This is a genomic window from Streptococcus sp. E24BD (assembly GCF_041807825.1).
In the GTDB taxonomy this organism is placed as follows: Bacteria; Bacillota; Bacilli; order Lactobacillales; family Streptococcaceae; genus Streptococcus; species Streptococcus entericus.
On the sequence record NZ_JBGTZB010000008.1, the window covers coordinates 35628 to 54016 of the forward strand.

The following is an 18389-nucleotide window of genomic DNA, read 5'->3' on the forward strand; positions in this document are numbered from 1 at the left end:
CCGTCAGAATGACGACTTCACTCACTTCTATTGTCTTACTTAGTAGCCTCAGCAATAGCTGCGAGGACAGCTTCTTTGTTCCTATCAATCATTGCTACGCGAGCAGCAATTTGCTTAATCCCCATGTTAATCAAGCGATTAAGTCCTGGGTCTTCTAATTTTGTTTCAAAGAAAGCTCGGTATTGCTCCAGTTCGTGGTCTGTCTTGAAATTATTGGAGGGAACTTTAATGAAATCAGTACGGTCATTGCCCAAGGTCTCTGTCAACCAATCCCAGTTTTCACATGCCCAATCCCAAGCTTGTTGACGACTGAACTCATGACCAGACAAGTAAGCATACCAGCGTCCCAAATCTTGCGGCTTGACAAGCGTCTTATCCTTGAGTTGGCTTAAGAGCAACTGTAACCCGTCGTCTGAGCGATTCCATGCTAAAGCTGCCAGAACCTGGTAACGGTAGCTGCTATCAACAGTATCAACATATTCTCTAAGGTAGGTGGTGATAAGCTCGTCTGACGGTGCGGTTTTCATCTGTCCGATTAACACCGCCACGCGCATGTGAGCTGGTAAATCCTCTAATTTTTCTTGATTGTCTTGGAAAATAGCTGACGCTTGTGCCAAGGCAGGGGCATAATCAGCAGCAACCAAACTGTTCAGTGTCCATTCCCGCAAGATAGCATCTTCATCTGGCTCACCAGCAATAGCCTGCCAGCCAAGTCGCTCGTAGTGGTGACGATAAACCTGACAACACAGCGTATTAAACTGGTCATATTCTGGACTACCCTCGTCAACAAAGTCACTCAAGCCACCCAACAGCTCACGAATGCTTGACATCACTAGATAAGACGGCTCTTTTGCCAAAGGCAAGAGCAGAGGAACCAACTCGGCATAGGACAACTGGCCACTTTCAGCCAATAATCGACGTTCTTGCAGGATTTGACGTTTGTCAATCGGAGATAAATCAGGCAAGTCAGCCAACACAGCATCCAGTAATTCTCCCTCATAATTGGTTAAGTAATGGGCAGTGTTTTCTGTATTCAAGCGCAGTGCCCCTTGATTGCTAGCTTTCAGTTGACTGTAGTTAGAGATACGAATCTCTCTCTCAGACAGGGTATCTGGTAAGCCAGACCAGTTGCTGTTAAGCGGAATCTGCCAGAGACGTCCCTTGTCCTCATGATCACCGATGAAAAATTGTTCCTGACGAAGGATTAGGGTATCGTCTTCAACACGTGCTGTGACAAGAGGATAGCCCGGTTGCTCTAACCAAGAGTCCATAAAGCCAGCGACATCTTTACCGGACTGTTCTGCCAAGCAATCCCAGAGGTTTTGACCGATCGTGTTTTGGTACTGATGGGTCATAAAGTATTGGCGCAAGCCATTTCTAAAGGCCTCATCACCCAGCCAACGATGGAGCATCACCATCAGACGACTGCCCTTGGCGTAGACAATAGCGGGGTCAAAGAGGGTATCAATCTCGTCTGGGTGATGAACGTCCATATGCACAGACTGAACACCATCAGTCGCATCTCTTGTCAAGGCAGCAGGCACACCAGTTGCTTGGAAATCTTCTAAAATGTTCCAAGATGGCTCAATGGCATCTAGTGCCAGATATTCCATCATATTAGCAAAGCTCTCATTGAGCCACAAGTCATCCCACCAAGCCATGGTAACCAAATTACCGAACCATTGGTGGGCTACTTCATGGGCAATAACCAGAGCCAGATTCTGACGAACTTTAACTGTTGCATTTTTATCAGCGAGCAGGTAAATTTCACGGTAGGTAATCAAGCCCCAGTTTTCCATGGCTCCTGCTGAAAAATCCGGCAAACCAACGTGGTAAGACAGTGGAATAGGGTACTTGACACCAAAGTAATCCTCGTAGAATTCGATGACACGTGTGGCAATATCCAAGGCAAAATCCGTCTTGTCTAAACGATGCGCTCTAGTTGCAAAAACGCCGACGGTTGTTCCGTTTTTCGTTGTGGCTGTCTGACCATGCAAGTCACCGATAGCAAAGGCAAGCAAATAAGAGGACATGCGTGGCGTCGTGTCAAAGCGCCAAATCCCTGTCTCTTTACGGCGGTCAACGTCGATTTCGGGCATGTTTGACAAGACAATCTCGCCCTCTTCCTGATCGAAACGAATCGATAAATCAAATGTAGCCTTGGCCTCAGGTTCATCAATACTTGGAAAGGCTTGACGCGCAAAATGACTCTCAAACTGGGTTGAAATCACTTCTTTTTGCACCCCGTCTACAGTGTAATAAGACGGGTAAATACCTGTCATATTATCCGTGACCTGTCCTGAATATATTAAGGTCAAGCTCACCTGACCTGTTTCTGGCAACTGGATATGCACTGCTTCCTTAGCGTGGTCATGCTCAAAAGCTAATGCTTGCCCTGAAGAGCTCACTGAAGTAAGCGTCAAGTCTTTTTGGTGCAATGAGATTTTATCTGATTGCGCTTGACCAGACAAAACGAGTTGGCCTGTAAAGGTCTTATCTTTTCTGTTGATGTCCAAGAATAAGTCATAATGTTCTGGGACAAAAGTGTTAATGTAGCGTTCTACTGCGGTCATTTATTGCTCCTTATCTTTTTTTTTGATAACTATCTGTAAACTAGACAACAGATATAATATTTGTTCTAGTATAGCATATTTTTCTTAAAAATAAACTAAAAAACGAGGCCAAGCCATCCTCGTTAGATTTTTTCTTATTCAGATAGCCAGCACAAGCCTTATCAGACATCAGAGGCAGGCAGTGTTGTTCTAGCAGTGAACCTCACTGCCAAAAAGAGGCGAATAGCTGCCAAAACAAAGAAGACACCCCAAGCTAGCACCAAGTAATATGCACCTAGAAACGAAAAGACGATACTGCCGATAGGAATAGCAATAGTGACTAGAAAAGAAATGAAAGCCCCAACCTGCCCAAGCTGTTCATCTGGAACGTAACGCATCAGTGTCGCTGTTAAGATTGGAGCTGACCTAGCCCCCATAAAAGCTAAGACAAAAGCCCCCATAAGCATGATTAGAGAGGACAACTGAACAATCCCTGATAAGGCAAGGAAAACCATGTTCAGACTTTGAACCGTTATAATCGTCATCAGCTTCAAGTCCTTGAACAGATGATTGACCGTTAGACCGCCTAGCAAAGCACCAATAATTTGGACAACCCCCATGGCTGTAATGGATTGGGCATACGAAAACTGCCATATCGGAACATCGAGTAATTGGATATTCATCAGGGTCAAAAAACTGGTGGACAAGATATTTCCAATCAAAAGTAGCACAATCATCGGTAAAAAGGTTATCCCGTCTGACTTTTGAAAAACATGAACCGCTGTCTTGTACATTTTATGCAACTGCACCTTGACGGATTCCTTTGTATCAGAAAACACCACTTGGTGCTTTAGCTGTTTCCTGATTTTCCAATAGGTCAGAGCTGATAGGAAAAAGGTTACGGCATTGATGAATGCAATAAAGGAAAAGTTATTATTTGTCACTTCTAAGAGCCAGACACCAATCGGTTGGCTCGATAGCACAACTGTCAGACCAACCACTTGAAACAAGGAATTCGTCGCAACCAGTTCCTCATCAGGAACATTGTGCTTAAAAATCGGTTTGAGCAAAAATTGCAAATAGTTAGAGATAGTATCGCTAAAAATGTTTAAAAAAGCAACAGCCATAACAACTCCGTAATGCTTAAACCCAACAAGATAGGCTACCAAGAGAAAGAGAAGACCTTGAAAGGCACTAAGACCGATGAGGTATGTTGTCTTCTGTCGGGTTTTATCTGCCATGAAGCCAAGCCATAGGGACAAGAGTGCAGGTAAATAAGCAATGCTGTCAGCCAAGCCAACTAATAATTTAGAATCATAAACGGTTGCCAGATAAACCACAAAGACCATGTTATAGATGTTGGCACCAAGATTTTGCCAACTAGCGGCTAATAATCGACCAGCAATAAACTTATTTTTTAAGAGTTTGAGCATGCGTTGCCTCCTTGTCTTGATATTTTTTTAGGACAAGAGCAAACTCATCCACATCTACTCGTCCATACTTGACATAAAAACTCGTATTGAGCAACAATTTTCTTGCTGTGTTGAGATATTTGATGTCTGGCACAAGAGTATAAACATCTAACAAGGTATCGGCTATTCCCAGCATGCCATCATTGTAGCCCGGTCTCTGAGCAAACTCAAAGTCAATAGTATCGGCTAGCTTTATAATGTTTAGCAAGTACCGTTCTTTATCTAGGTACATGAGTCCTTGAATGTAACCAGCGTTCCCCTTGTCAATATAAGGTGAAGCACAGTTATTGCCGATAGACAAGACCTCACCTGATGTGGTCTTGACCAATGCTGACTGTACCTTGTCCAAACCATAAGACAGAAGCTCATCTGGCAAGTCATCTTTAAGTAAAATCAAACTCCCCAGCAATCCCGTCAAACCATAAAGAGAAGCTGTGTCTACTTGATAGCGAAACAGTTCTTTCTGGGCGAGACTTACTTGATAGATAGCAAAAGTGTCGTTAAGCAAAGATACACGCGACAAAAAGGAGGGCCCTGTCAACTCTTCCTTGTTTAGAGCAGTAGCATCCAATTCATAACTGAAATCAGCAGGAACTGTATCCATTTTCAACATCCTTAACAGGTTTCTTGCTGTCTTGATATTGGCGTTTGGTGAGAGTAAATAGCTGAAAAATCCCCTAAGGTCTGTCTTGATCCCGTAGTTCTCTAGTAGGTGATGTAAAATCCTAAGGTTAGTCTTCAACTCGCTAGCCTTTTTTACCTGCAAACGAGCCAGACAATAAAGCAAGAGATTGGCAACCTTATGGCAGTCTGCCACTTTGCCATCAAGCCCGTTCCACTCTTTTAGGGCAATGTCGTGATAGATGCCAGATAGAGGCTTATCTCCTTCTTGATAGAGGTACTCCAAATCCACAAAGTACAACTCACCAGCTCCATCAATAAGGAGGTTATCAGGGTGAATATCGTGTAAAATCAAGTTCTGCTGATGGAAATAGGCAACAAGTTCAAGCAACTTATCGGTCATATCTAAAAAATGACGAAAAAGTCCTAAATTATTCCTAAAATCATCTGTGTTTTCCGAACGGTAGGCAAAAACAGTGTAGGACTTGATGTAGGTGTAAAAATCTTCACCAATGATTTCTTCATAGATATAGTAGGTGTTCAACCATTCTTTAACCTTTTCGACGGTTTTGGGAACATAGTGGTTCAAACGTGTAGCCTGCTCGTATTCTTTAGACCTGAGTAACTCTTTTTTAAGATTGTCGTGCTGTAACACATGTGGTCGACTTTCTTTCATCACGATTGCTTGACCATCTGACAAACGACAACCAGCGTAAACGTTACCCCCGTTACTAGCTTTTTTTATGCTGTCAATCTGATAATGGTTTCCCAAATAACTGTCTTCTACCGTGTCATCAGGTTGAATATCATCAATCCATGATGGTAAATCAAAGTAATTTCTTTGAACATCTTGCCACTCTTCTTGATTGGAACCGATAAGCGTTGGAAAACCATCTTTAATATGCTTTAAGTCTAGCCGAATCGTCCCAAAGCGATAAAAGAGCAGTTTGGAATCTTTATAGGGTCGGTCACTCATAATATAAATCCCTTCCCAATCTCGAGGCAAGGCGTCATATAACCAATCAAGTAAGGTTAAAAAGTGCTGATGGTTTTCTGGATAGATGGTGAAAAATTTACCGGATTCCGCCATGGTTTCTTTGACAGAAAAGTTTGTCCAAACTTCTTTGTCGTCCTTGAGATATTTATAAGCAACCTGCTGCTCATCTAATAGGGGAATCAATATATTTTTGATATCTTGATAATTTTCCCAAGTAGCAGAAACATGGATTTTATAGCCAAAAACTGGGAGTTTTGTCGCATCGATATGGCGTAATTTAAAACTATTTTTGTCCATAATCACCTCCATTTTTCTTTTTCGCTTTTTTAAAAAAGATTGGTCTCTCATCACTTTTAGAAGTATTTGAAGTCTCTTTATTTCCAGTATTAAACTGTTCCTTATTCCAATGACCTGAAAACTCCTTTTCATCATAGGTGCAGTTATTTGTGTATAATTTCATCTTTTATGCTCCTTAGTGAGATTGTTAAAAACAGAGAACCGAAGCTCTCTGCAAAAAAAGAAAACTAACAACCAAAGGTCAAAACCGGACAACCATTTGTCGTGATTTCAATCTGCTGAACAAGAGGTTTCTTGTTAATTGTCTTTAAAAATTTTGTCATATCAACAGCTCCTTGCTGTAAAATTAGTTATATTATGCCACTAAAAAAGTAGAATGTCAATACTTTATTTTCAGATTTTTTATAATTTTGTAACTTCTGCGACCTGAGATATTGTACGGGTATAAACGGCAAAATCACCCAACAATTACAAGGAACAAAAAAGGAGTGGGACAACTACCCTAAATGGGTGTTTGTCCTGCCTCCGTTGTCTTTCTTACAACTCGATAATCTTACCAGTCTTCAAGTAGACCACCCACTCGCAGACATTTTTAGCGTAATCGCCGATACGCTCGAGGTAAATCAGGACTTGGAAATACTCCTTGCCTGAGAACACGGTTTCTGGTTGCTCACGGATACGCTCAACAGCTAAGTTTTGAATATCCTTGAACATCAAATCAATCTCCTCATCACGCGCAGCGATTTCGTAGGCTTTTTCCTCATCACCAGTCATGTAGACCTCAAGAGCGTCTTCGACCATGTATTTAACGGCCTTGCCCATCTTTTTGATTGCTGCTTCTACTTCTGGGATGCGCTCCTCACCCTTCATGCGAATGGTAGCTTTGGCAATAGCTGACGCGTGGTCACCCATGCGCTCAACATCGCTTGAAGCCTTGAGAACCGTGATAACCGTCCGTAGGTCATGCGAAACGGGCTGTTGAAGTGCGATAATCTCTAGCGATTTCTTCTCCAACTTGGTTTCAAAATTATTGACCACTTCATCTTGCTCAATCACTTCCTTTGCCAAGACACGATCATGGCTAACAAAGGCACGGACAGTCTTGTTAATTTGGGTCAAGACTTCCGTTCCCATGGCATAAAATTGATTATGGAGCTTTGCTAATTCTTCATCAAATTGTGAACGTAACATACGCTACCTCTTTTCTGTTTTGCTTTGCTAAAGGTCACTTTAGATACCTCTAGCGTTTGGTTGTTCAGGCGAATACACGAGGTGACAGCCTTAACACTTTTACTATCCGAACTTACCAGTAATATAATCCTCAGTTCGTTTATCACTTGGATTCAGGAACATTTCCTTGGTTGTTCCATACTCAATCAGCTCACCATCAAGGAAAAAGCCTGTTCGCTCTGAAATCCGTGACGCTTGTTGCATAGAGCGTGTGACCAAGAGAAGAGTATACTGATCCTTGAGTCCATAGAGAGTCTCTTCAATCTTACCTGCTGAAATAGGGTCAAGAGCTGAGGTCGGTTCGTCTAGTAAAATAATTCTAGGGCTGGTTGCCAGAACCCTTGCAACACAAACCCGCTGTTGCTGTCCACCTGACAGACCGATGGCTGAATCATGTAGCCGATCTTTCACCTCGTCCCAGATAGAAGCCCCTTTTAGAGAGGTCTCGACAATTTCATCCAGCACTTGCTTGTCCTTGACGCCATTTAAGCGCAGACCATAGACCACATTTTCATAGATGGACATGGGGAAGGGGTTAGGCTGTTGGAACACCATTCCGATTTCCTTACGTAGTTCAACCGTGTCAGTCCGTGGACTGTAGACGTTATGACCGTTGTAAGTTACAGAACCTGTCACTGTTGCTTCAGGATTAAGATCGTGCATGCGGTTGATGGAACGCAGCAGTGTTGACTTTCCAGAGCCTGATGGACCGATGAGCGCAGTGATGGCTTTCTCTTTGAAATCCATGCTCACACCGTTAAGGGCCTTTTTCTTACCAAAATAGACCGATAAATCGTTGATGCTTAAAATAGAATCTGTCATACGTCCTCCTATCCGAATCGACCCGTGATGTAATCGCGTGTAGATGGCAATTTAGCATTTTGGAAGACCTGAGAGGTCTTGTCATACTCAATCAAATCACCCAGATAGAAGAAAGCAGTATAGTCGCTAGCGCGCGCTGCTTGTTGCATGTTGTGGGTCACGATGATGATGGTGTAGTTTTTCTTCAGCTCCATCATGGTCTCTTCTAGCTGCATGGTTGCAATCGGGTCAAGGGCTGAAGCAGGCTCGTCCATAAGTAAAATATCAGGTTTAACAGAGATTGCCCGTGCAATGCAAAGTTTCTGTTGTTGCCCTCCAGATAAGGATAGGGCTGATTTGTGCAAATCATCCTTAACCTGATCCCAGAGCGCTGCTTGCTTGAGTGATGTTTCAACAAGTTCATCAAGCACTTTTTTATCCCTGACACCAGCTCGTTCATGGGGGAAGGTGATGTTATTGTAAATCGATTTTGCAAAAGGATTAGGACGTTGGAACACCATGCCGATGTGTTTGCGCACCTCGTACACATTCATGTCCTTGCGGTTAACATCGATACCCTCATAAAGGATTTCTCCGGTCACTTTTGCGATGTCAATGGTATCATTCATCCGATTCAAACTACGTAAGTAGGTTGATTTCCCACAGCCTGAAGGTCCAATCAATGCTGTAATTTTATTTTTTTCAAACTGCATATCGATGCCCTTGATGGCCTCTTTTTGCCCATAATAAACGTGCAAATCTTTGGTCTCTAAGGCAACAGTTTCTGGCGAAAACGTGATAATGTGACGTTCATTCCAGTTATAGTCAGCCATATCGTCTCCTTTTTAATGTTAGAAGATAGCATCCTCTAAGAGCCTATTTTTTTGTATGTCGTTGTGACAGACGACATCGGTGCTGTCTACCATTTGGTTTTAACAGCTTAATGTCTATTTACTCTGCTGATGTTAGTTTCTTGTAAAGCGTCTTACCAATGTAGCGAGCAGAGAGGTTGAAGATTAAGATAAAAATCAGCAAAACTGCTGCTGAACCAGTTGATACTTGAATAGCATCCGGAATGGTACCTTCACTATTAACTTTCCAGATGTGTACCGCCAGAGTTTCAGCTTGGCGAAAAATTGAAATCGGACTGGTGACACTCAACACATTCCAGTTACTCCAATCAAGTGCTGGAGCTGATTGTCCGGCAGTATAGATAAGTGCTGCTGCCTCACCAAAAATCCGTCCTGAAGCCAAAACAATCCCAGTAACAATCCCCGGCAGAGCCTCCGGAATAACGACATAAATAACCGATTCCCAGCGAGACAACCCCAATGCCAGACCAGCTTCACGCTGAGTATGATGAACATTGCGCAGACTATCTTCGATGGTTCTCGTCATTTGCGGCAGGTTAAAGACAGTCAAAGCTAGAGCACCTGAAATGATAGAAAATCCATATTCAAATTGAACAACGAAAATCAAATAACCGAAAAGTCCGACAACCACGGATGGTAAAGAGGATAAAATTTCGATACAGGTTCGAATAAAATTAGTCAACCAGCCTTTTTTGGCATATTCTGCCAAATAGATGCCAGCTCCCATGGATAAAGGAACCGAGATGAGCAAGGTAATAACCAGCAGGAAAAATGAATTGTAGAGCTGAATACCAATACCACCGCCTGCTTGATAGGATGAGGATTTCCCTGTTAAGAATTGCCAGTTGACATGAGGTAGCCCCCTCAGCAGGATGAAGAGTAAGAGAGCGGTCAAAATAGTCACGATAAGTCCTGCAATGGTGTACAGAACTCCTGTCATCAGCTTGTTAATCTGTTTAGCGTGCATAGTTTTTCTTACCCTCTCTCGTAATCAATTTCATAATCATATTGAAGATTAAACTCATGACCAAAAGAACCAATGCTAGAGACCAGAGCACATTGTTTTGAACGGTTCCCATAACCGTGTTACCAATCCCCATAGTCAATACAGACGTCAAGGTTGAGGCAGGGGTGATCAGTGAGGTTGGAATAACAGCCGAGTTACCAACTACCATCTGGATTGCCAGCGCCTCACCGAAGGCACGTGCCATACCAAAAATAACAGCTGTAAAAATACCTGGGCGAGCCGCATTGAGGATAACACGCCAAATAGTTTGCCAACGTGTCGCTCCCATGGCGAGACTAGCTTCTTTATAGTGACGAGGAACAGCTTTTAGACTATCTAGGGTCATAAAGGTAACTGTTGGCAAAATCATGACAAAGAGGACAAAAATTCCTGATAAGATACCAAAACCAGTTCCACCAAAAATGCTTCTGACAAATGGTACAACGACTTGTAAACCGATAAAACCGTAAACAACAGATGGAATACCCACCAAAAGCTCAATAACCGGTTGCAAGATCTTAGTGCCATACTTGGGAGAAATTTCCGTCATGAAGACAGCCGCACCGATGGCGATAGGGGTTGCAATAAGCGCTGACAAAATGGTAACGATAAAAGACCCTGAAATCATGGGCAAGGCACCCATTAAGGGCTTGCCATCGTCTCCCTTAACATTGGGTTGCCACTCCTTACCAAAGAGAAAGTCTATCGGATTGATGCCATCCACAAAAAATGTCGACAGGCCTTTTTGGGCAACAAAAATTAAAATCATAAAGACAATAAATACAATCAGTGCCAAGCAGGCAAAGGTAATTGTCTTGCCGAATTTTTCTAAGCGTGAATTTTTTGACGACGATAGCAATTTTTTTGCAAGTTCTTGATTTTTCACAACGTCTCCTTTATTTAGGGGTGACCTGACCATTAGCGTCCTTGATGACTTTCATCTCTGAGATTGGGATATAACCAATTGTTACAACAACTCCTTGTTGCACTTTATCCGTCATCATGTAATCCAAAAATTCCTTGGTTAAACCAGTTGGCTCTCCCATGGTATACATGTGTTCATAAGACCACAGTGGCCATTTATTGGTCGCAATGTTATCAATTGTTGCTGCATAACCATTGAGCTTTAAGCTTTTGACTGAATCATCTAAATAGGACAAAGCAAGATAAGAAATCGCTCCTGGTGTTTGAGAGACAATCGACCTCACCGTCCCGTTTGAGTCTTGTTCTTGACTTTGCTTGGCAGATTGCCCATCCATGACAACACTATCAAAAGTTGATCGTGAACCAGAACTAGCTGCTCGGTTGATGATGGAAATCTCTAAATCTTTACCACCAACTTCTTTCCAGTTGGTGTACTCACCTGTAAAGATTTTTCGTAACTGCTCTACAGTTAAATCATCGACCGTCACTTCTTTGTTGACAATGACAGCGAGACCTGCAACAGCAACCTGATGATCGACCAAGCTTGCAGCGTCGATGCCGTCTTTTTCTTCTGCAAAGAGGTCACTGTTGCCAATTTGAACAGCTCCTGACTGAACCTGCGATAAGCCTGTACCGGAACCACCACCTTGAACATTGATGGTCTTACCAATATTTGTTGAGCCAAATTCATCAGCCGCTGCTTCAACCAAAGGTTGCAAGGCTGTTGAACCTACAGCTGTAATTGACTCTCCACGGTCAATCCATTTGGCACAAGCTGACAGACTGAGACCAAAGAGGGCAACAGCCAGTCCCTTAAACAATTTTTTGTTCACAATAATTTCCTTTCAAGCGTGGTACAAATTGTAGCACTTCCATTATACTATACCATAGTCTCCCTCTATTTGTATAGAGGTTAGTGAAGACGAAGCCCTTTTGGAAAATGATTTTTTATTGTTTGACCAACAACTTTTGCAAAACCTAGACCATTTCCTTGGACAACAAGTTGATACCAGCCATTTAGCAGGGGCTCAGAAAGTGTCACCGTTAGACCACGAGCATAATCTTCAAATGCTTCATCACTGATGTTGACTGTTTGCTTGACTTCGCTAGGCTTTAGGGCAAGACCGAGCGCAAAGCTAGGTTCAAATCGATTTTTCTTAAACGTCCCTAAATGCAAACCATTGCGCGCAATTTTTACACCTTTTAGAGCTGGCAAGTCACGTGGTAACAGATAGAGTTGTTCACCAAAGGTTTGCAAAACACCGTCCAATTCAACAAATAAATGCTGTCTCGCAAAATCTTGCCAGAGCTGATGTTCCTGCTTGGTCAGATTAGTTTTCTCAGGCTTAATACGTTGGCGCTCAGAAGAGCGTGTGTCTTCTAACACCGCGACAAATTGACCTTCACCCCTGAAACGATGGGAATACATCCTAGCGGTCTGCTCTTGCTCAATCCCCGCTGACATACCGTTTATTTTCGGAATATCAACCAATTTCAAAAAGTTATAGGTCTCTAACAGCCAAGAAACGACCGCTTCATTTTCTTCAGGTGACCAGGTACAGGTTGAATAGACTAGCCTCCCCCCAGGTGCCAGCATATCAATGGTATCCTGTAAAATAGCCTGTTGCAGCTTGGCACAGGTGACTGGATATTCGTTATGCCAATACTGGCAGGCAGCGGGATCTTTTCTAAACATCCCTTCTCCTGAACAGGGACCGTCAAAGACGATAAGGTCAAAATAGTTTGAAAAAATTCTTGCCAAACGATCTGCACTGTCATTGGTAACAACCACATTTCTCGCCCCAAAACGCTCAATGTTTTCGACCAGAACCTTGCTCCGTTTGGTCGAAATCTCATTGCTAACAAGCAAGCCTGTGTTGCCCAGATAAGAGAGGATATGGGTCGATTTTCCACCTGGCGCCGCCGCTAAATCAAGCACGCACATCCCCGGTTTAATGCCTGCAACCTGAACCACCATCTGAGCAGCTGGCTCTTGCGAATAAACCAAGCCTGTCACATGTTCAGCTGATTTACCAGAAATCTTACCGTAGTAGCCCCAAGGTGTCTGGGGAATCGGATTGGAAAAGCGTTTTTGCGCTTCCTTTAATGGATTGACACGAAAAGCAGAAACAGCTGGTTCTTCAAAACTCGCCAGAAACTCATCTGCCTCTTGACCTAGTAAGGCTCGATATTTTTCAACAAAATCATTTGGTAATGTCATGAGTCTATTATACTACACAAGGGTAAACAAAAGCAAACTCCCTAGCTCGAAAGTAGAGAGTATCAGTGCTTTATTGCCTTGTCAAAATTGTTTTGACATCCAACTGCTCCTGTGCCGGATAAAAGATGACCGACTGTCGACTGAGCATATCTAATTTTGACCCATCCAAGGTCTCAAGGAGATAGCCCAACTCTTCTCCCATGATGGCAGCGGCTAAATAATCCCAGGGACAGAGGTAAGAGGCATAGCCCCAGATCTGACCAGCTAGCACACGCGCCATGCTCAAACCAGCACAGCCATAATTTCTAACACCTAGTGAGCGATTGAACAAGTCTGCCAGATGATAGGCGTTTTGGGCATAAAGACGGGTATTGCTTGCGACTACGGACTGATTGAGCAAGCCTCCACCCATCAAGGGCAGAACCTCCCCATTGCAGGTTACAGGAAACCCTTTGCCGCCGCTGTACAGCTTGTCTGCCATGACATCATAAATCAATCCAAACTGTCCGACGCCATCTTCCAAATAGGCCAACATCACTGCAAAGTCCTGCTGCTGGGTCACAAAGTTAACTGTTCCGTCGATAGGGTCAATGACCCAGACTGCGCCTCTAGAAGGGTTAGTTTTTAGGTTGTCCTCCTCAGCTAAAAAATGGTCATTAGGGTACCTATCTTGAATCGAATCAACCAAAAATTGCTGACACGCCTTGTCAACATTGGTCACCAGATCGGTTGCTACTGATTTGGTTTCAACCTTAATCTCAATCCCCATCTGTTCTTTAATCAGAAGTCCAGCCTGACGAATGAGTTGCTGGGCAAAAATAAACTTATCGTTCAAGTCGCAGTACCCCCGTTCCTTTTTCCTGGGCGACTTTCACCGCTCGATAGATGGAGTAGCCACTGACCTGCTCAAACTCACGTCCAAGTCTCTTTTCTTCACTCTTAGACCTGACGACAGTCTTGAACATAGCATAGCTGTTTAGAAAGTCTGTCACCTTGATCTGATCCTCGTAGGCATCTTCAACCATGGTTAAAAAATGAAGCACTGCGGTCATGTCGTCAGTGCTCCAAGATAAATCAATAGGATAAGTGTATTGTTTAGTCATAATACCGATCAATCTCCGCTCTAATGGTAGCCTGTTTTAGTTCGTGCTTGCGGTAATCCCGAGACAAGAAGGCACGAATCTCATCTTCGTTGAATCCTATCTGCATTCGTTTTTTGTCCATCAAAATTGGACGACGCAAGAGATTTGGGTTTTTCGTAATGAGGGTCAACAGTTCTGAAACGGATAGCTCATCAACATCAATATTCAACTTTTGGAAAACTTTTGACCGCGTTGAAATAATATCCTCCGTGCCGTTTTCAGTGAGTGAGAGGATCGTCATCAACTCATCACGTGACAGAGGACTGGTAATGATATTATGTTCCCGAAAAGGGACCTTATGCTTGGTTAGCCAAGCTTTTGCCTTCCTGCAGCTTGTACAACTGGGAGAGATGAATAGTGTTAACATACTTTTATCCCCTGTAACATAGTCACTTCCATTATACAAGTTTTTTGCTCAAATTTCTATACTTTTTCCCAGTTTTTTGAGATTTTTTTATCAAATTCTAGCTGTTCAACCAACTTTTCAACAGAATCGAACTTAATCATGTCACGAATTTTGCTCAGCCAAAGAATTTCAATGGTTTCACCATAGATGTCCTCATCAAAATCAAACAGATGAGCCTCTAAACGTAGGTCTTGACCGTCAAAGGTCACGTTTTTACCGACGCTTGTCATAGAGCGGTAACGATTGCCCTTGACCAGAATATCCGCCACATAGACACCATCAGCAGGTAAAAAGGTTCGGTCGATCGGTGCTAAATTAGCGGTCGGAAATCCCATGGTTCGCCCCCTAGCATCGCCATGTACCACAATGCCACGGGTTGAAAATTCATAACCCAAAAGACGATTGGTCGTCTCGATATGTCCTTTTGAAATGGCGCGACGGATACGGGTTGAGCTGATTTTCTCACCATCATCTTGTAATTCAGGCACAATGACTACCTCACAGGAAGCCGCTGTTTTTAAGTCATCGGCTGGCCTTTTATCATGTCCAAAATGGTAATCAAATCCGACAACAACGACCTTGGCTTGCAGGCCTTCAATGTAGCGGGAAATGAACTCAGCCGAACTAGTTCTGGCAAAATCGCTCGTAAAGTCCATCAAGTAAAGCTGATCCACACCATACTCTGCAAACTTGGCATAGCGCTTCTCAGGATAGGTCACATGCAGGAGCAAGTCGGGCGTGAAACGGGCAAAAGCTAATTTTGGTGACTCATAAAAGGTCAGCACAGCAACTTTTAGCTGTCTGGCCTGTGCAATGGCTCTTGCCTCTTCAAAAAGTTTCTTATGTCCACAATGAAGGGCATCAAAATATCCTAAAACCAAGACGACTGGTTCATCCACAATCAACTCTTGGTCGGTTTTTAATCTAAAAATATCCATAGCATTTATTGTAACACAAGTCAGCGATAGTCAGATAAAAATAGCTCACCTTTTGAGATGTTAGTGCAAGTCCTCTGCAAATTTATTAAGTCGCCTTAAGCGATGATTCACACCACTCTTGGTCAAGGGAGTTTCTAAGCTATCTGCCAGCTCCTGAATGGAATAATCCGGATGCTGTATCCTCTTTTGAGCGACCTCCTGCAAGTCAAGAGGCAAGCTATCTAATCCCACTCGTTCAATGATTTTGCTGATGTTATTGATTGTTTTCATGCTGGCGGTTATAGTCCGTGCAATATTGGCAGTTTCCGCATTATTAGCGCGATTGAGATCGTTTCTGGTTTCGCGATAAACTTTGACTTCTTCAAACCTATCTTTAGCATCAACAGCACCTATGACCAAGAGGAAATCCATAATGTCTTCAGCTTTTTGGAGATAGGTCATCGTGCCGTTTTTATGGTTAATGACCTTAGCATCAAGCATAAATTTTTGAAGCAGGCTCGCCAAATCCTCAGCATGATCTTGGTAAACCGAAAAAATCTCCAATTGATACTTGCCTGTTTCAGGGTCTGTCAGTGACCCTGTTGCCAAAAAAGCCCCTCGCAGGTAAGACTGTCCAGCCCCATCATTAGTCAAGATGGTTGATGATACGCCAGTCTCAAAACCAAAAAAGCTGTCTGCTAGCTGTAAATCGGCTAAAATCGCCTCTACTCCTGTCTCTAAAACCACCTGATAAACACGATTTTTCTTGAGATTGGAGCGCGTGTGGTAGCGGATTTCAGGCTGAATGGCATAAAACTGCTCAATCATTTCATACAGGTGGCGAGCAATTTTTGCCTGTTCAGTGGTCAAGGTCAGCCTGAGACCTTGGCTGGTTAAGCCCAGACTCCCTGATAATTTCATCATGGCAGCGAGTTGGTACTTGTCTGCGGTTGTACTGGTTAATACTTCTTCTTTCACTCTGGCTGTAAAGGTCATCAGTAGTTCGCTCCCAATAAGGTCATCAGTTCCTCAACCACTAGGTGCCCATCGTGAAAAGCTCCGCCATTTTCCAAACGTAAAAAGTTTGACGAAATTACCCGTTTAACCTGTTGTCGCAATCCTTCAAAATCATGCTCTACCTGCACCAAATCCTGATTAAAACGATGAGACACCATGTAGTCATGTGGCACTGGAGCGATATTTACAAGAACCGTATCCACCACACCATCACCTAGGTGTTTGGCAAGAACTCGCACGTGGTCACTGTCGCTAAAATGCTCTGTCTCTCCTCGCTGGGTCATGATGTTGCAAACATAAGTAATCTGAGCTTTTGTCTTTATCAAGGCTTGTTGGATTTCTGGAATCACCAAATTAGGCAAAATTGAGGTAAATAGTGACCCAGGTCCAAGGACAATCATATCGCTATCCATAATCGTATCAACAACTTTTCGACTGGCTGTCGGTTGTTGTTCATTGTAGGTATTAGTAACATAGACACGCTCGATTGTCCCTTGGTAATTAGCAATATGGCTCTCGCCAGATACTTGATGACCATCGGTAAAAACGGCATGTAAGGTTAAGGGCTCCTCACTAGCAGGAAAAATCTTGCCTGTCGTGTGGAAAAACTTGGTCAAAATCTGCATGGCTTGGTAAGTGGACCCTTGCATTTCTGAAATACCGGCAATAATCAGATTGCCTAGTGGGTGACCCGATAGGCTATTTTGTCCTTGGAAACGGTACTGAAAAATCTTCTCATAAAACTTTGGCATGTCACTCATCGCTACCAACACGTTCCTCAAATCTCCTGGCGGTGCTAGTCGCATATCTTGCCGAAGGGTACCCGATGATCCTCCGTCATCAGCTACGGTAACAATGGCCGTGATGTCAACATCTTCGTGACGGAGACTACTGAGAATGACCGGAATGCCTGTTCCACCGCCAATAACTGTTATCTTAGGCTTTCTCATGACCGGTTCACCGTCTCCTTTCGTTTATCCTTATCTCGGTGACTCTCGTTGACGGTCCACTCCTTGGCAATATCTGCCGCCAAACGATGAGCGAAAGCAACACTGCGGTGCTGACCTCCCGTACAACCGATTGCAATGGTTAAAACGGACTTGCCTTCCTTTTGATAACCAGGTAGAATCGGCGCTATCAGACGGTACAAGTTATGATAAAAATCCTCAGATACTTGAGAAGCCATCACATAGTCAAAAACAGGTTGATCCAATCCAGTCTGCTCTCGCAATTCCGGAACATAGTGAGGATTTGGCAAGAATCTCACATCAAATACCAAATCAGCATCGATAGGCAAGCCATACTTGAATCCAAAACTCACGACTTCAATACGAAACTGACCCTGCTGATCTGCTTGTGCAAACTGCTCTGCAATGGTTTGTCGTAACTGACGAGGCGTAATCTCTGTGGTCTCCACCACATTCTGACTGAAACTTTTAAGTGGCGCCAAGAGCTCTCGTTCGCGCTTTATCCCGTCCAGAACTCGACCAGCCGCTGCTAAAGGGTGACTACGACGGGTCTCCTTGTACCGTGAAACAAGCTCACTATCTGTCGCGTCTAGAAATAGGATTTTGAAATCAAGCTGCTCATTGCTTTCTAAACTATCCAACATCTGGGTGATTTCAGCAAAAAACTGCCTACTTCTCATGTCGACGACTAGAGCAACGTGGTCATAATCATTGGTTTGTCCAACCAACTCCAAAAACTTTGGAACAAGGGTAGGTGGCATGTTATCAATGGTAAAGTAGCCTAAGTCTTCAAAAGACTGGATAGCAACGGTCTTCCCCGCACCGCTCATCCCAGTAACGACAACTAATTTGATGGGTTTGGTCATCTGAACTCTCCTTTGTTTAACGATTTACTCCTTCGTTTCGTTTATTATAGCACAAAGACCCCTTAAAGGACAGGACAAGG

Annotated in this window: 18 protein-coding genes; all 18 read right to left on the reverse strand. The window is 43.4% G+C overall.

The features are described from left to right. Positions 1–35: 35 nt before the first annotated feature. Positions 36–2573 (reverse strand): M1 family metallopeptidase, encoded by a 2538-nt coding sequence (locus ACERC5_RS03070; RefSeq protein ID WP_373660148.1) that lies wholly within the window; start codon positions 2571–2573, stop codon positions 36–38. A gap of 161 nt (positions 2574–2734) precedes the next feature. Next, on the reverse strand, positions 2735–3985 hold the full coding sequence (locus ACERC5_RS03075) for an MFS transporter (RefSeq protein WP_373658394.1): 1251 nt from the start codon (positions 3983–3985) through the stop codon (positions 2735–2737). Further along, positions 3963–5939, reverse strand: a complete 1977-nt coding sequence (locus ACERC5_RS03080) for a hypothetical protein (protein ID WP_373660150.1) — start codon at positions 5937–5939, stop codon at positions 3963–3965. Before ACERC5_RS03080 ends, ACERC5_RS03075 begins: the two co-directional genes overlap by 23 nt. Beyond that, positions 5926–6102: a hypothetical protein gene (locus ACERC5_RS03085; protein WP_373658392.1), complete on the reverse strand. Its 177-nt coding sequence runs from the start codon at positions 6100–6102 to the stop codon at positions 5926–5928. The genes ACERC5_RS03080 and ACERC5_RS03085 overlap by 14 nt, the downstream gene beginning before the upstream one ends. Before the next feature lie 374 nt (positions 6103–6476). Continuing rightward, positions 6477–7130, reverse strand: coding sequence for a phosphate signaling complex protein PhoU (gene phoU, locus ACERC5_RS03090; RefSeq protein ID WP_018368628.1), 654 nt, complete (start codon positions 7128–7130; stop codon positions 6477–6479). A 102-nt stretch (positions 7131–7232) separates the two neighbouring features. After that, a complete protein-coding gene (pstB, locus tag ACERC5_RS03095; RefSeq protein WP_373658391.1) occupies positions 7233–7991 on the reverse strand; it encodes a phosphate ABC transporter ATP-binding protein PstB in 759 nt (252 codons plus the stop codon). 8 nt (positions 7992–7999) lie between these two features. Beyond that, positions 8000–8803 (reverse strand): phosphate ABC transporter ATP-binding protein PstB, encoded by an 804-nt coding sequence (gene pstB / locus ACERC5_RS03100; RefSeq protein WP_373658390.1) that lies wholly within the window; start codon positions 8801–8803, stop codon positions 8000–8002. Positions 8804–8921: 118 nt separating this feature from the next. Continuing rightward, entirely contained in the window at positions 8922–9809 is an 888-nt protein-coding gene (gene pstA / locus ACERC5_RS03105; protein WP_373658389.1) for a phosphate ABC transporter permease PstA, read from the reverse strand. Continuing rightward, positions 9799–10734 carry a phosphate ABC transporter permease subunit PstC gene (gene pstC / locus ACERC5_RS03110; RefSeq protein WP_373658388.1) on the reverse strand — a complete coding sequence of 312 codons (936 nt, stop codon included), beginning with the start codon at positions 10732–10734 and terminating at the stop codon, positions 9799–9801. The genes pstA and pstC overlap by 11 nt, the downstream gene beginning before the upstream one ends. A 10-nt stretch (positions 10735–10744) precedes the next feature. Further along, complete coding sequence (locus tag ACERC5_RS03115) at positions 10745–11605, reverse strand: phosphate ABC transporter substrate-binding protein PstS (protein ID WP_373658387.1); 861 nt, start codon at positions 11603–11605, stop codon at positions 10745–10747. Positions 11606–11685: 80 nt separating this feature from the next. After that, positions 11686–12993, reverse strand: a complete 1308-nt coding sequence (locus ACERC5_RS03120) for an RsmF rRNA methyltransferase first C-terminal domain-containing protein (protein ID WP_373658386.1) — start codon at positions 12991–12993, stop codon at positions 11686–11688. Between the two features lie 70 nt (positions 12994–13063). Then, positions 13064–13828 (reverse strand): inositol monophosphatase family protein, encoded by a 765-nt coding sequence (locus ACERC5_RS03125; protein WP_373658385.1) that lies wholly within the window; start codon positions 13826–13828, stop codon positions 13064–13066. Continuing rightward, positions 13818–14096: a UPF0223 family protein gene (locus ACERC5_RS03130; RefSeq protein WP_373658383.1), complete on the reverse strand. Its 279-nt coding sequence runs from the start codon at positions 14094–14096 to the stop codon at positions 13818–13820. Before ACERC5_RS03130 ends, ACERC5_RS03125 begins: the two co-directional genes overlap by 11 nt. Next, a complete protein-coding gene (locus ACERC5_RS03135) occupies positions 14089–14502 on the reverse strand; it encodes a Spx/MgsR family RNA polymerase-binding regulatory protein (RefSeq protein ID WP_018368637.1) in 414 nt (137 codons plus the stop codon). The genes ACERC5_RS03130 and ACERC5_RS03135 overlap by 8 nt, the downstream gene beginning before the upstream one ends. Positions 14503–14558: 56 nt before the next feature. Further along, complete coding sequence (locus ACERC5_RS03140) at positions 14559–15479, reverse strand: bifunctional riboflavin kinase/FAD synthetase (RefSeq protein WP_373658382.1); 921 nt, start codon at positions 15477–15479, stop codon at positions 14559–14561. A gap of 60 nt (positions 15480–15539) precedes the next feature. Beyond that, positions 15540–16454 (reverse strand): DNA-binding protein WhiA, encoded by a 915-nt coding sequence (whiA, locus tag ACERC5_RS03145; protein ID WP_373658381.1) that lies wholly within the window; start codon positions 16452–16454, stop codon positions 15540–15542. After that, positions 16454–17425 carry a YvcK family protein gene (locus ACERC5_RS03150; RefSeq protein ID WP_373658380.1) on the reverse strand — a complete coding sequence of 324 codons (972 nt, stop codon included), beginning with the start codon at positions 17423–17425 and terminating at the stop codon, positions 16454–16456. Before ACERC5_RS03150 ends, whiA begins: the two co-directional genes overlap by 1 nt. Beyond that, complete coding sequence (gene rapZ, locus ACERC5_RS03155) at positions 17422–18309, reverse strand: RNase adapter RapZ (RefSeq protein WP_373658379.1); 888 nt, start codon at positions 18307–18309, stop codon at positions 17422–17424. Before rapZ ends, ACERC5_RS03150 begins: the two co-directional genes overlap by 4 nt. Between the last annotated feature and the right edge of the window lie 80 nt (positions 18310–18389).

What these genes read in the sequence shown, in the direction of transcription:
- ACERC5_RS03070 (WP_373660148.1), bottom strand. Translation starts at nt 2,573, where the DNA reads ATGACCGCAGTAGAACGCTACATTAACACTTTTGTCCCAGAACATTAT.
- ACERC5_RS03075 (WP_373658394.1), bottom strand. Translation starts at nt 3,985, where the DNA reads ATGCTCAAACTCTTAAAAAATAAGTTTATTGCTGGTCGATTATTAGCC.
- ACERC5_RS03080 (WP_373660150.1), bottom strand. Translation starts at nt 5,939, where the DNA reads ATGGACAAAAATAGTTTTAAATTACGCCATATCGATGCGACAAAACTC.
- ACERC5_RS03085 (WP_373658392.1), bottom strand. Translation starts at nt 6,102, where the DNA reads ATGAAATTATACACAAATAACTGCACCTATGATGAAAAGGAGTTTTCA.
- phoU (WP_018368628.1), bottom strand. Translation starts at nt 7,130, where the DNA reads ATGTTACGTTCACAATTTGATGAAGAATTAGCAAAGCTCCATAATCAA.
- pstB (WP_373658391.1), bottom strand. Translation starts at nt 7,991, where the DNA reads ATGACAGATTCTATTTTAAGCATCAACGATTTATCGGTCTATTTTGGT.
- pstB (WP_373658390.1), bottom strand. Translation starts at nt 8,803, where the DNA reads ATGGCTGACTATAACTGGAATGAACGTCACATTATCACGTTTTCGCCA.
- pstA (WP_373658389.1), bottom strand. Translation starts at nt 9,809, where the DNA reads ATGCACGCTAAACAGATTAACAAGCTGATGACAGGAGTTCTGTACACC.
- ACERC5_RS03120 (WP_373658386.1), bottom strand. Translation starts at nt 12,993, where the DNA reads ATGACATTACCAAATGATTTTGTTGAAAAATATCGAGCCTTACTAGGT.
- ACERC5_RS03130 (WP_373658383.1), bottom strand. Translation starts at nt 14,096, where the DNA reads ATGACTAAACAATACACTTATCCTATTGATTTATCTTGGAGCACTGAC.
- ACERC5_RS03135 (WP_018368637.1), bottom strand. Translation starts at nt 14,502, where the DNA reads ATGTTAACACTATTCATCTCTCCCAGTTGTACAAGCTGCAGGAAGGCA.
- ACERC5_RS03140 (WP_373658382.1), bottom strand. Translation starts at nt 15,479, where the DNA reads ATGGATATTTTTAGATTAAAAACCGACCAAGAGTTGATTGTGGATGAA.
- whiA (WP_373658381.1), bottom strand. Translation starts at nt 16,454, where the DNA reads ATGACCTTTACAGCCAGAGTGAAAGAAGAAGTATTAACCAGTACAACC.
- ACERC5_RS03150 (WP_373658380.1), bottom strand. Translation starts at nt 17,425, where the DNA reads ATGAGAAAGCCTAAGATAACAGTTATTGGCGGTGGAACAGGCATTCCG.
- rapZ (WP_373658379.1), bottom strand. Translation starts at nt 18,309, where the DNA reads ATGACCAAACCCATCAAATTAGTTGTCGTTACTGGGATGAGCGGTGCG.